The organism is Chromobacterium sp. FG89, from assembly GCF_057808735.1.
The window spans coordinates 1-13,154 of sequence record NZ_JBMDIQ010000001.1 but is presented as its reverse complement, the minus strand read 5'-3'; the positions used below and the strand labels follow the sequence as shown (position 1 = coordinate 13,154).

The 13,154-nt window shown below is 58.6% G+C and carries 8 protein-coding genes; all 8 read left to right on the top strand.

What is annotated here, in order from left to right; all coding sequences use genetic code 11:
* Positions 1-45: 45 nt before the first annotated feature.
* A complete protein-coding gene (locus tag ACODRW_RS00040) occupies positions 46-1,185 on the top strand; it encodes an efflux RND transporter periplasmic adaptor subunit (RefSeq protein WP_488904894.1) in 1,140 nt (379 codons plus the stop codon).
* 15 nt (positions 1,186-1,200) lie between these two features.
* Positions 1,201-4,335 carry a multidrug efflux RND transporter permease subunit gene (locus tag ACODRW_RS00035; protein ID WP_488904893.1) on the top strand — a complete coding sequence of 1,045 codons (3,135 nt, stop codon included), beginning with the start codon at positions 1,201-1,203 and terminating at the stop codon, positions 4,333-4,335.
* Positions 4,332-5,732 (top strand): efflux transporter outer membrane subunit, encoded by a 1,401-nt coding sequence (locus ACODRW_RS00030; protein ID WP_488904892.1) that lies wholly within the window; start codon positions 4,332-4,334, stop codon positions 5,730-5,732. Before ACODRW_RS00035 ends, ACODRW_RS00030 begins: the two co-directional genes overlap by 4 nt.
* Positions 5,733-6,029: 297 nt before the next feature.
* A complete protein-coding gene (locus ACODRW_RS00025; protein WP_488904891.1) occupies positions 6,030-7,643 on the top strand; it encodes a GGDEF domain-containing protein in 1,614 nt (537 codons plus the stop codon).
* A gap of 618 nt (positions 7,644-8,261) precedes the next feature.
* Complete coding sequence (locus ACODRW_RS00020; protein ID WP_488878531.1) at positions 8,262-9,188, top strand: HamA C-terminal domain-containing protein; 927 nt, start codon at positions 8,262-8,264, stop codon at positions 9,186-9,188.
* Between the two features lie 12 nt (positions 9,189-9,200).
* Entirely contained in the window at positions 9,201-11,723 is a 2,523-nt protein-coding gene (locus ACODRW_RS00015) for a DEAD/DEAH box helicase (RefSeq protein ID WP_488878530.1), read from the top strand.
* Between the two features lie 480 nt (positions 11,724-12,203).
* Positions 12,204-12,584 carry a hypothetical protein gene (locus tag ACODRW_RS00010; RefSeq protein WP_486635939.1) on the top strand — a complete coding sequence of 127 codons (381 nt, stop codon included), beginning with the start codon at positions 12,204-12,206 and terminating at the stop codon, positions 12,582-12,584.
* 23 nt (positions 12,585-12,607) lie between these two features.
* The gene (locus tag ACODRW_RS00005) at positions 12,608-12,997 is read left to right on the top strand and encodes a hypothetical protein (protein WP_486635940.1); all 390 of its coding nucleotides are present in this window, start codon (positions 12,608-12,610) and stop codon (positions 12,995-12,997) included.
* The last annotated feature ends 157 nt before the right edge of the window (positions 12,998-13,154 follow it).

Below are 13,154 nucleotides of genomic sequence, written 5' to 3'. Positions count from 1 at the left end.
TATTTTTTACGGGCGGCCCGCCGCCCAAGCCTGATTGGAGTGGAAATGAAGAGTAAACGAGCCAGCCTCTACGGCGGCGGCTGCCTGCTGGCGGCGGCGCTGCTGAGCGCCTGCGGACAGGCCGAGACCCAAACGCCGCCGCCGGCGATCCCGGTGCGCACCCTCAGCGCGGCCCCGGCCCCGCTCAAGCTGAGCGAAGACCTGCCCGGCCGCGTGGCCGCGGTGCGGGTGGCGGAAATCCGCCCCCAGGTCAGCGGCATCGTGCTGCGCCGGCAATTTGAGCAAGGCACCGAAGTGCGCGCCGGTCAGCCGCTGTTCCAGATCAACCCGGCGCCGTTCAAGGCGGAAGTGGACACCGCCGCCGCCGCGCTGCAACGCGCCGAGGCCGCGCTGGCGCGCGCGCGGGTGCAAACCGCCCGCCTCAAGCCGCTGGTGGAAACCGACGCCGTCAGCCGCCAGGTTTACGACGACGCCGCGTCCCAGCGCGATCAGGCCGCCGCGGACGTGGCCCAGGCGCGCGCCGCGCTGGCCCGCCGCCAGTTGGACCTGAAATTCTCCCGCGTGGAAGCGCCCATCTCCGGCCGCATCGACCAGGCCCTGGTCACCGAGGGCGCGCTGGTGGGCGGCGCCGACGGCGCCCCGATGGCCCGCATCCAACAGATAGACCAGGTGTACGTGGACGTGCGCCAGCCGGCGGCGGCGCTGGAAGCCGTGCGCCAAAGCCTGGCCGCCCAGCCGGACAGCGCCGGCGGCGGCCTGCCGGTGTCCATCCTGCGCGACGACGGCGCGCCCTACGGCCTCAACGGCCGCATCCTGTTCTCCGGCGTCAACGTGGACGCCGGCACCGGCGACGTGCTCTTGCGCGTGCTGGTGGACAACCCGGAGCGGCGGTTACTGCCCGGCATGTTCGTCCGCGCCCGCGTGCCGCGCGCCAGCTACGCGGCGGCGCTGACCGTGCCGCAGCAGGCCGTGGTGCGCATCGGCGGCAAGACCCAACTGTGGACCGTGGACGCCAAGAACCAGGCGCGGCTGAACGTGGTGGAGCTGGGCGAACTGGCCAACCGCCAATACCGCATCCGCTCCGGCCTGCGCGCCGGGCAGAAGGTCGTGGTCGAGGGCATGGAACGCCTCGCCGACGGCGCCGTGGTGGCCGCCAGCGAAGCCGCGCCCGCGGCCAAGCGCTGATCGAAGGAAGCCGTCATGTCTCAATTCTTCATCCGCCGCCCGGTGTTCGCCTGGGTGATCGCCCTGTTCATCATCCTGCTGGGGGTGATCGCCATCCCGCAGCTGCCGATCGCGCGTTACCCCTCGGTGGCGCCGCCCTCGGTCACCATCACCGCCAGCTACCCCGGCGCCACGCCGCAGACCATGAGCGACGGCGTGCTCAGCCTGATTGAGCGCGAGCTGTCCGGCGTCAAGAACCTGCTGTATTTCGAATCCTCGGCCGATACCTCCGGCATCGCCCAGATCACCGTCACCTTCAAGCCGGGCACGGACCCGGAGCTGGCCCAGGTGGACGTGCAGAACAAACTCAAGGCGGTGGAGCCGCGGCTGCCCGCCCCGGTGCGCCAGAACGGCGTGATGGTGGAATCCGCCTCCTCCGGCTTCCTGATGCTGATCGGCCTGCGCTCGGACAGCGGCCGCTTCGACGAAGGCGCGCTCAGCGACTACCTGTCGCGCAATATCGCCGAAGAACTGCGCCGCATCGAAGGCGTGGGCCGCGTCCAACAGTTCGGCACGGAACAAGCGATGCGCGTCTGGGTGGACCCGGCCAAGCTGATCACCTACGGCCTGTCCATGAGCGAGCTCACCGCCGCCATCGCCCAGCAAAACGTCCAGATCGCCCCCGGCAGCCTGGGCGCCGCGCCCGCCCTGCCCGGCCAGCGCGTCACCGTGCCGCTCACCGTGCAAGGCCAACTGACCGCGCCGGAAGAGTTCGCCGCCATCGTGCTGCGCGCCAACGCCAACGGCTCCAAAGTGGTGCTGGGCGACGTGGCGCGGGTGGAGATAGGCTCCCAGGGCTATAGCTTCGTCAGCCGCGAAAACGGCAAGCCAGCCTCCTTCGCCGGCGTGCAACTGGCGCCGGGCGCCAACGCGGTCAAAACCGCGGAAGCGGTGCGGGCGCGGCTGGCCGAGCTGAGCACCTCCATGCCGGCCGGCATCAGCTACTCCGTGCCCTTCGACACCGCGCCCTTCGTCAAGATCTCCATCGAAAAAGTGATCCACACCCTGCTGGAAGCCATGGTGCTGGTCTTCCTGGTGATGTATCTGTTCCTGCAAAACGCGCGTTACACCCTGATCCCGGCCATCGTCGCCCCGGTGGCCATGCTGGGCACCTTCGCCGTGATGCTGGCCACCGGCTTCTCCATCAATGTGCTGACCATGTTCGGCATGGTGCTGGCCATCGGCATCATCGTGGACGACGCCATCGTGGTGGTGGAGAACGTGGAACGGCTGATGGCGGAAGAAGGCCTGTCCCCGCGGGACGCCACCTCCAAGGCCATGAAGGAAATCACCGGCGCCATCGTCGGCATCACCCTGGTGCTCACCGCCGTCTTCATCCCCATGGCCCTGTCCAGCGGCTCCGTGGGCGTGATCTACCAACAGTTTTCCCTGTCCATGGCCGTGGCCATCCTGTTCTCCGCGCTGCTGGCGCTGACGCTGACCCCGGCGCTGTGCGCCACCATGCTCAAGCCCATCCCGCAGGGACACCATGAAAAGCGCGGCTTTTTCGGCTGGTTCAACCGCCGCTTCGCCCAGCTCACCGCCTGGTACGAAACCCGCGTAGGCCGGCTGATAGGCCGCGCCGGCCGCGTGATGCTGCTGTTCCTGGCCATCTCCGGCGCGCTGGCCGCCGGCTTCAAGGCGCTGCCCTCCTCCTTCCTGCCGGAAGAAGACCAGGGCTATTTCATGACCAGCTTTCTCTTGCCCGCGGACGCCACCGTCGAGCGCACCCGCGACGTGGTTAAAACGCTCGATGACCATCTGGCGACGCGCCCTGCGCTCCAGTCCAGCATCTCCATCATCGGCTACGGCTTCTCCGGCTCCGGCCCCAACGCGGCGCTGAACTTCGCCGTGCTCAAAGACTGGAAACAACGCGGCGACAGCAGCACCGTGGAAGAAGCCATGCGCGCCCAACATCGCCTGTCCGCCGCCACGGAAGGCGCGGCGATGAGCCTGCTGCCGCCGGCCATCGACGAACTGGGCACCAGCTCCGGCTTCAGCCTGCGGCTGCAAGACCGCGCCAACCAAGGCCACGCCGCGCTCAAAGCGGCCGAAGCCCAATTGCTGGAACTGGCCTCCCGCAGCAAGATCGTCCAGGGCGTCTACCCGGACAGCCTGCCGGCCGGCACCAGCGTGCGCCTGGACATAGACCGGCAAAAGGCCGAGGCGCTGGGCGTGTCCTTCAACAGCGTCAGCGACACCCTGTCCACCGCCATGGGCTCCACCTACGTCAACGACTTCCCGCACGCCGGCCGCATGCAGCAAGTCATCATCCAGGCCGACGCGCCGGCGCGCATGCAGCTGGACAATGTGCTCAAGCTCTACGTGCGCAACGCCAGCGGCGGCATGGTGCCGCTGTCCGAAGTGGTGCGCCCGGCCTGGTCCGAAACCCCGCTGCAACTGGTGCGCTTCCAGGGCTACCCGTCCGCCCGCCTGTCCGGCGGCGCCGCGCCCGGCTACTCCAGCGGCGCGGCCATGGCCGAGATGGAACGGCTGGCCACGCAACTGCCGCCCGGCTTCGCCCTGGCCTGGACCGGCCAATCGCTACAGGAACGCCAATCCGCGGCCCAGGCCCCCATGCTGATGGCGCTGTCCATGATCGTGGTGTTCCTGGTGCTGGCCGCGCTGTACGAAAGCTGGGCCATCCCGCTGTCCGTGATGCTGGTGGTGCCGCTGGGCCTGATCGGCGCCATCGGCGCGGTGATGCTGCGCGGCATGCCCAACGACGTGTTCTTCAAAGTGGGCCTGATCACCGTACTTGGCCTGTCCGCCAAGAACGCCATCCTGATCATCGAGTTCGCCAAACAACTGCATGAAGAAGGCAAGAGCCTGGTGGACGCCGCGGTGCAAGCCTCCCGGCTGCGGCTGCGCCCCATCCTGATGACCTCGCTGGCCTTCGGCCTGGGCGTGCTGCCGCTGATGCTGGCCACCGGCGCCAGCGCCGAAACCCAGAACGCCATCGGCACCGGCGTGTTCGGCGGCATGGTCACCGCCACCGTGCTGGCCATCTTCTTCGTACCCGTATTCTTCGTGGTCGTGATGAGCGCGCAAGCGCGCATCGCCAACTGGCGCAAGCCGCGTCCGGCCGCGGAACAGAAAGTTGAATCATGAAAGCGCTCCTCCCCCTGGCCCTGGCCTTAAGCGTCTCCGCCTGCTCGCTGACCCAGCCGCTGCGCAAGCCGGAGCCGCCGGTGCCGGCCCGCTACGCCACGGCGGCCGCGGACGATGCCAACGCCAACGCCGCCGACCTGGGCTGGCGCGCCATGTTCGGCGACCGCCGGCTGCAAAGCCTGATAGAGCTGGCGCTGCGCAACAACCGCGACCTGCGCCTGGCCGCTCTCAACGTGGAAGCCGCCGAAGCCCAATACGGCATCCAGCGCGCCGCGCGGCTGCCATCCGTGGACGCCGGCGCCGGCCTCACCCGCCAGCGCAGCCCGGCCAACCGCGAAACCGATCCGTTCACCCCGGCCGCCGTGCAAAACCAGTACGGCGTCAACGTGGGCGTCAGCGCGTTTGAGATTGACCTGTTCGGCCGCGTGCGCGCGCTGTCCGACGCCGCCTTCGCCCGCTACCTGGCCACCGACCACGGCCGCCGCGCCGCCCAGATCGCTCTGGTGGGCGCGGTGGCGGACGCCTACTTCGCGGAACGGCTGGCGCGCGAACAACTGGCGCTGGCGGAACGCACCCAGGCGGACTGGCGGCAATCGCTGGCGCTGGCGCGCCGGCTCAAGGACGCGCAACAGGCCGGCGGCCTGGACGTGGCCCAGGCCGAAGGCCAAGTGGCCAGCGCCGACGCCGACCTGGAAGCGCACACCCGCGCCGCAGAGCAAGCGCGCAACGCGCTGCGCCTGCTGCTGGGCACGGAACCGCCGGAAGACCTGCCCGAGCCGCTGCCGCTGGACCGCCAGCCGGTGGTGACCCGGCTGGCCGCCGGCCTGCCCTCCGAGCTGCTGTTCCGCCGCCCGGACATCCTGCAAGCCGAACAACAGCTGGAAGCCGCCAACGCCGACATCGGCGCCGCGCGCGCCGCCTTCTTCCCGCGGCTGTCGCTGAGCACCTCCGCCGGCTTCCTCAGCCCCGGCCTGCGCAATCTGTTCGACGGCGGCCAACACGTATGGAGCTTTGCGCCGCAAATCAACATCCCGCTATTCCAGGGCGGCCGGCTGCGCGCCGAACTGCGGCTGGCGGAAGTGCGCAAATCCAGCGCCGTGGCCGAATACGAACGCGCCATCCAGATCGCCTTCCGCGAAGTGGCCGACGGCCTGGCCGGCCGCGAAACCTTCAGCCGCCAGATAGACGCCCAGGCGCGCGCGGTGGCCAGCGCCGAGCGCCGCGCCGACCTCTCCGGCCAGCGCTACCGCGCCGGCGTGGACGGCCGGCTGGAACTGCTGGACGCCCAACGCCAACTCTACGCCGCCCAACAAGGGCTGCTGGACCTGCGCCGCGGCGAACTGAGCAACGCCATTGCGCTGTACAAGGCGCTGGGCGGCGGCCTCACCGAAAAGTAAGAACGGCGAAAAACCCCTGATGCTGCGTCGGCGCGCCTTGCCTCAGAGATTGTGTTGGCCGCTCTAAGAACGTGCTTGCGATCCCGCGAGCTAGGCGAAAACCGCTGAGAAAGCGGAATGTACAAGTGCTACATCAGCATTTCGAAGCGGCACTCTCCGTGTAACGCTCCACGACGCGCAGCAGATCGTAAACAGGTTCTCAGCGCCGCTTACCGCACACCCCCATCCCCTCCTTTCGCGCGGCCCTAGTTGGCCGCGCTCTTTTTACCCCGCCTCCCGCCTTGCAATCCCGCGCCCGTGGATACAAACATAAAGCTGTACCACCCCATTGGCCGCACCAAGATGAAGCTTCTCTCCCAGCTCTCGCCGCGCAGTTTCCGGCTGCGGCTCAGCCTGCTGTTCGGCGGCCTGTTCCTGCTCGCCTCCCTGCTGGACACCGCGCTAGAGCCGCAACTGAACCAGGGCCTGCTGCAAGACAAGGGCGAAGCCTTGCAGGCCACCGCGCGCGGCATCGCCAAATCCCTGGCCGCCGGCCTCAGCCAACGGCGGCGAGAACTGGCCCTGCACACCCAAACCCCCGTCTTCCTCAGCGCCCCGCTGGACAGCCCGGCGCTGCGCGGCGGCCTGGAACACATCAGACTGCACAACCCGGACTACGCCTGGCTGGGCGTGATCGCGCCGGACGGCCGCATCGTCTCCGCCAGCGGCAAAGCGCCGTCTCCCCGCATCGAATTCGCCGCCCCGCTGCATGACGAGGCCGGCAAGCTGCGCGGCGCGCTGGCCGCTCAAAGCGCCTGGGCCTGGGTGGCGACGCTGATCGCCGACCGCCTGCCGCGCGGCAGCGCCGGGGACGCGCCGCAAGTCTTCATCGTCAACCAGAACAACGCCCCGCTGTTCCCGCCCGGCGCGCCGGGCCAGGCGGACATGCCCGCGCCGCTGAGCGGCCCCGGCTACCAACAGGGCGACTGGGCGGATGGCGAAACCTACCTCTACGCCGACGCCGCAATAGACGACGCCCCCGGCCCCGGCTGGCGCGTCATCGTCCGCCAGCCGCCGCCGCAAGCCTTCGCCGCCCTCAGCCGGCTGCGCTCCGCGCTGACCCTGCCCGGCTTGATCATCACCCTGCTGCTGATGATCGTGGTCTACCGGCTGGCCGCCGCCTTCAGCCGCCCGCTGGAAACCCTGGCCCGCACCGCCCAGCGCGTCAGCGCCGGCGACGAAGAAGCGGACTGGAGCTTGCGCAGCGGCGCCCGCGAACTGCAACAACTGGCCCAGGCCATGCGACAGATGACCGCCGCCCTGCTGGCGCGCCGCGGCGAGCTGGCCGCCGCCAACGCCGGCCTGGAACAAAAAGTGGAGGAACGCACGGAGGCGCTGAGCCAAGCCAAACGCCAATTGGAGGAAAGAGCGGCGCAACTGGAACAGATGGCGCGCCACGACGCGCTGACCGGCCTGGGCAACCGCATGGCCGCCACGGAATGGCTGACGGCGGAATACCAGCGCTATCACCGCAGCCGCGCACCCTACTCCGTGCTGCTGCTGGACGCAGACCACTTCAAACGCGTCAACGACAATCACGGCCACGCGGTGGGCGACCAAGTGCTGCAACAGATCGCCGCCGCCCTGAACGGCGCGGCCCGCGCCACGGACTTCACCGCCCGCTACGGCGGCGAGGAGTTTCTGCTTCTGCTGCCGGACACCGACGCCGAAGGCGCGCTGGTACTGGCCGAACGGGTGCGCGCCGCGGTATCCGCCGCTTCCGACACCGTGGCCGGCGTCGTCACCGTCAGCATAGGCGCGGCCACCGCGCGCGACGACGACGCCACCCACGAAACCATTGTCCAGCGCGCGGACGAGGCTTTGTATCGGGCCAAGGCGAATGGGCGGAATCGGGTGGAGGGAGCGGGGTGAAAACCAGTCTCACGAGAGCTTCGCTATAGAAAGATATTCTGCAGTTGAAAGGCTAGCAGGCTCGCTAAGTCATCCCCATTTCTTAAACGTAAAGCGCCTCTTCCATCACAAAAAATTTTAGTAACTTAGATGTAAGGGTCTTCATGTTCAAAAAGCCCTCACTAATTCAACCTTACCTCCCCCTTACAGTGAGGTTATCCACCCCAATGTAGACAAGCTGGACACTCAACAGCCCTCTACACCCTCCGCCGAACATCAATAAATTCATTTGAAATCAATAAATTAGAGCAAAGCGCCATGTAAATTGCTCTCTGTAAAAAAATCAGCATTAGAGTTAACTACTCTTCCCCCCTTAGCTTACATCCTCCATATCCAAGTATTTTTCGACCTGCAGCCATATGTAAGTCATGTTCCACAAGCAGAAAACGCTTCACCGCACCATGCAAACGGTATAGTTTTGTGAGAAGATATCGATAGATTTACAAATAAAAATTTAGCCTACCACAACAGACACATTAAGTAATTTTACGGATTGATCAAAATCAAAACATCAATCAAAAGTGAATTAATTTCAACCAATACAGTGTTTTATTTATGCGTACAAGATGGAGATCTTAAATGCATCAGTATCAGAGTATAAATAATCATGGATCTATAGAAAAAGCAGAACACGATCAGTGCATCGGAATAATGCAACATACATACACCATAAATGGAATTTCTGCAGAAATTAGGCTCCATTATTTAAAATTCGATGGAAATGGCCAGCCAATGATGAAGGCTTTAGCCAATTTATTATACTCATACATTATCGATTACTGTATTTCATCCAAAAATAGATCTGACGTACTTACTACACAACAAGCCACTCAACTAACTAGAGAAGCTCGACGACTTTTTCGACACCCTGACATTACCGACGAATCTCCCGACAAGACAGGAGAAGCTGGAGAAATCCTGCTGTTCTTTTTAATTGAATCAATATTAAAAGCACCTCAGGTAGTCTCAAAAATGGAATTGAAAACCAACCACAAAGATGAAGTAAAGGGATCAGATGGAATACATGCTCGCTTCAACGGGAAAGATCAAGTAGTAGATTTTTATTTTGGAGAGTCAAAACTTTATAAAAAATCATCAGATGCAATTGATTCTGCACTTAAAAGCATAAACGAATTTCATGATATAGAAATGTTTGAGCATGAGTTCACCATGACCACAAAGCATTTCAAGTATGCCGACGAAGAAACAAAACAAGCTATTTCATCGCTAATCATCCATGGACAACCAGGACCAAACGTTAGAATTAATCACGCATGCCTTATTGGGTATGACTTTAGGAAGTTTACAGAGATATTTGGGACCGGAGCTAAAGAGTTAGAGAATGATTTTTTAAATAAATTTTCAGACGACGCACCTCGCCTTGTGAATTTATTACAGAGTAAATTCGATGCGTTTAACAAAAAACACTTACGCTTCGAAGTTTTCTTCATTCCATTTCCATCTGTCGTAGAATTTAGAAATGCTTTTAACGATGCCTTGAATTAACCAGGAATTAAAATGACAAACAATTCACAACTAGAAGAATTAATCTCTCGCTTAGAAATAAGTAGCATTAAAAAGCAACTATCTAAATTCACGAAAAATGTTGAGATCGCATACTTTTCCTCCAGAGAAATCTCAACATTATTTGGACAAGCCTCAATACTGTCCCTCTCAGACAACAGCGATGACCTCGCCCTATGCTACGACATAATAACAAGACTGCTAGAGGTCACTGACGGTGAAAACGAGAAAATTGTCAATGCCGCGGAAGTGCTACTCTCAAGAATAGGGAACTTTCCAGGCAGGGCTCTACTTAGAGATAGATATTTAAACAATGCAACCCAACCTATCTCCTCCGTTCTAAAACTGGAGTGTATCGCAAGGGAAGTTGAAAACTCTATTTATATTAACAGCGACACTCCCACTCTACTAACAGATTTTCAATACAAACTATTCCAGTCATTACACGAAGAGCAGTCTATTAGTTTTTCTGCACCGACATCCGCAGGCAAATCCTTCATTTTAAATTTAGATTTAATTAGAAAGATAAAAAAACAAAAGGGGCAATCAATAGTTTACATTGTTCCTACCAGAGCTTTAATAGCTGAAGTATCCAGTAGAATCAGAAGGACTCTTAAAGAAAACTCCATTCAAGATGTTGCAGTAAAAACTGCACCCTTTCCTGTTCCAAGAGAAAAAATCAAAACGGCTGCCATCTATGTCTTAACCCAAGAGCGCCTACTTAGCTTGTTAAATACGCCAGAGGAACACTTGTTCATAACATCTCTCATTGTCGATGAAGCTCATGAAATTCAAAAAGGGAAAAGGGGAATTGTGCTTGAAAGTGCCGTTAGCATGGCTCTGTCGAAATTCCCTAACATAGACATATTGTTTGCAAGCCCCCTTATAAAAAACCCCTCATATTTTCTAGAGCTATTTGGCCGAAATAGAAATGGCCGATATTTTGTCGAGTCATTATCACCAGTTTCACAAAACATCCTACTTCTTTCTGAGGTAGAAAAAAAACCCAGCCATATGCATCTAGCTTTATTAACTAGAGAGAAACATCTAAACATAGGAGAGTACTCACTAGATTTCAAGCTTAGAGGAGGCAAAACTGTTCAACGTGCAAACATAGCACTCATGCTTAGCAATGAAATAGACTCCGTAATATCTTACTCGAACACTCCATCTGACGCAGAAAATATCGCAGAAGAAATAGCAAAAGCATCTGAAAGCATCAACCTATCTGACGATATTATTGTTTTTATAGACTTTCTCAAAAGTGAAATTCACCCAGAGTACCCTTTAATTAACTGCCTACGCCGAGGAGTTGCATTCCATTATGGTAAGATGCCTTCTTTGGTAAGATCAGGCGTTGAACGATTATTTCGAAATGGTGACATCAAAATCATATGTTGTACAAGCACTCTATTACAAGGTGTGAACCTACCCGCAAAGCATATAATCATTGAAGACCCTAAGTCTGGTGATCATGCTATGAAAAGAGCAGACTTCCTAAATCTGGCAGGTCGCGCAGGCAGATTACTAAAAGAATTTCATGGGAACATTTGGTGTATTCGCCCATCAACATGGAGAGAAGAATCTTACAAAGGTGAAAAGCTACAAGAGATTTCTTCTGCTATTAGTGACGTGATGAAGGATGGAGGAACCGATTTACAAAAACTAATTAAAGGAGGGGAGCTTACAGAGCAAAACAAAGACCGCGCAGAAGCTGCTTTAGGGAAGCTATACTTTGACATTTTAACGACAAAAGACACATCACCTATAGAATCGTATAGAAACGAAATTAACTCTACATCAATCAATGAAACCATAAATTCAATTTCACAAATCAAAACAACAATTCCACTAGAAATAATATCAAAAAACCAAGCAATCAGACCTGACTCCCTTCAAAATCTATATAACCACTTAGAAAGCAGTGTTAACCTGCATCTTTATCTGCCCATATCACCATACACTCCTGGCGGAAAAGCCAGAATGGAATTTATTTTTTCCAAATTCTACGAGTACTTCGAATGGAATGTAGATAAAAAATTTGCATCTCTAATAGGCTGGCTGGCGCACAACTGGATCTGGGGGCATCCAACCAAGAGAATTTTATCCGATAGAATAAATAAAGTTCATGAGAGCTACCCTGAAACGCCTGCCTCAAAGATAATAAGAGACACTCTTAATATTCTTGATGACTCAATACGATTCAAGCTTGTGAAGTATTTTTCAGCATACATAGACATGCTAAGATTTATTTTAAACAACAAAAACCAAAAGCATGCCGCAGAAAAAATTGAACCATTTCACATTTATCTAGAATTTGGATCATGCAATAAAGCCATGCTCAACCTCATGGCATTAGGGATATCTCGTTTCACCACCATACACCTAGTAAACATGTACGACTTCTCGAAAGCAGAAGACCACCATGATTACATTACCTTCCTCAGGAGAATAGATTTAAATTATGCACAGATGCCAGTAATGTGCAAATTTGAAGTAAAGGAATTAATCAGCTGACAACTTCAAGTAGTGATCAGCACCAAAACACCCCATATCAGCCACACAGAATCCAATTCAAATATAAAGCAGGGGCAAAGAAAAATTAATAATTTAAACACACATTTTTTTGCCCCTGCTTACTACATATAAAAGTAAGAAGCAAAAGCACAATCTATTTTCGCCACCCCGGTCTGAGCCGCACCGTCCATCAAAGCCCCCACCCTTGACGCCCCCTCCCAGCCTGTTTAGGCTTGGTTCCGCGCCGTGCTCAATCACACGGCGCAGGGCTTGCAAACCCATAACTGACTTTCCCGCAGACACGACAGTCCGCTTTGGCACTGTTACGTCTGCTGCCACGCCGTACCCATTCGGGGCGGGCCGTGGCAGGGAATCCGAGAGGATTGCCGGTCACTGGAAAGTCAGCCGGTTTTGCAACCTTGTCATGTGCCTGCCCTAGCCTCGCCTGGGCAGGTTTCCAAAGATGACATGGAGACCGTGATGACCTTCTCGACCTTTCCCCCCGCAATGCCGCCGCCCGCCTGCCCCCATGACGCAGGAGAACGCCCCGAACCCGCCGCCGCGCCGGTGATGGAGCAACTGCATTCCTGTGCTCAACGCTTGCCCGCTGCCGCCGGCAATGTGCTGCTGCTGGGCGATCTGGGCCGCCAATTGAACGATTGCTATATCCAGCTGGACTCCGCCCTGCTGAGCGGGGTGATGGACATCCGCGCCGCCCACACCGGGCTGTTGGCGCTGCTGACCTTGCTGGAACGCCGCGACGAGCCCTTGCTGTTCAGCAGCGAGGAGGCGCTGGCCTTGCTGGAGCCGATACAGCAGCGTTTGCAACGCGGTCTGGAGCACGTCAACGGAGTGTTGTGATGGCGGCCAAGGAGAGCATTGTCATGATGAGGCTGCTGATCCAGCACCACGACGTCCTCAAACGCGCCGCCAGTTTGATCTCCGCCTATGAAGAGCGCATCGGGGCCATTGCGTTGACGGACGAGCACCCGGACCATCCGGCCGACACCGCCAGCATTCATCTGGAGATCAGGCGGGCGCAGGTGGGTTTTGAGCTTTGGGACCAATGGCGCGGCGAGCACGAGCCAGCCCGTACCGCCTTGTTGCGGATGTGGGCGTCCGGGAAGTGGACCAACCGCGACACCTGTGTGCGGCAGTGTTATCGGCTGGCGGGCTTCAGCAATATGGTCACCGCCCGCCAGGCCTTGGTAGGCGCGCCAATGCCGGAGCCTTTGGCCGTCCAAAGGCAACACACCATGTGGGGGACGCCGTAGCCGGCTGTCCGGCGGTATGGCGTCGAACTCGTTTCCGCGTGGGTATCGCTACGCTCCTCCCACCCCACGGTTGGAGCCGTGTTTGGGGCCGCGTTTGGGTTGGGTGGGTGGAGCCGTCAGGCGATACCCACCAAACAGGCGGCTATCCGGCGGCCTG

Excerpts from the sequence above, each read along its gene's own strand:
- ACODRW_RS00030 (WP_488904892.1), top strand. The coding sequence starts at position 4,332 with ATGAAAGCGCTCCTCCCCCTGGCCCTGGCCTTAAGCGTCTCCGCCTGC.
- ACODRW_RS00010 (WP_486635939.1), top strand. The coding sequence starts at position 12,204 with ATGACCTTCTCGACCTTTCCCCCCGCAATGCCGCCGCCCGCCTGCCCC.
- ACODRW_RS00020 (WP_488878531.1), top strand. The coding sequence starts at position 8,262 with ATGCATCAGTATCAGAGTATAAATAATCATGGATCTATAGAAAAAGCA.
- ACODRW_RS00005 (WP_486635940.1), top strand. The coding sequence starts at position 12,608 with ATGATGAGGCTGCTGATCCAGCACCACGACGTCCTCAAACGCGCCGCC.
- ACODRW_RS00035 (WP_488904893.1), top strand. The coding sequence starts at position 1,201 with ATGTCTCAATTCTTCATCCGCCGCCCGGTGTTCGCCTGGGTGATCGCC.
- ACODRW_RS00040 (WP_488904894.1), top strand. The coding sequence starts at position 46 with ATGAAGAGTAAACGAGCCAGCCTCTACGGCGGCGGCTGCCTGCTGGCG.
- ACODRW_RS00015 (WP_488878530.1), top strand. The coding sequence starts at position 9,201 with ATGACAAACAATTCACAACTAGAAGAATTAATCTCTCGCTTAGAAATA.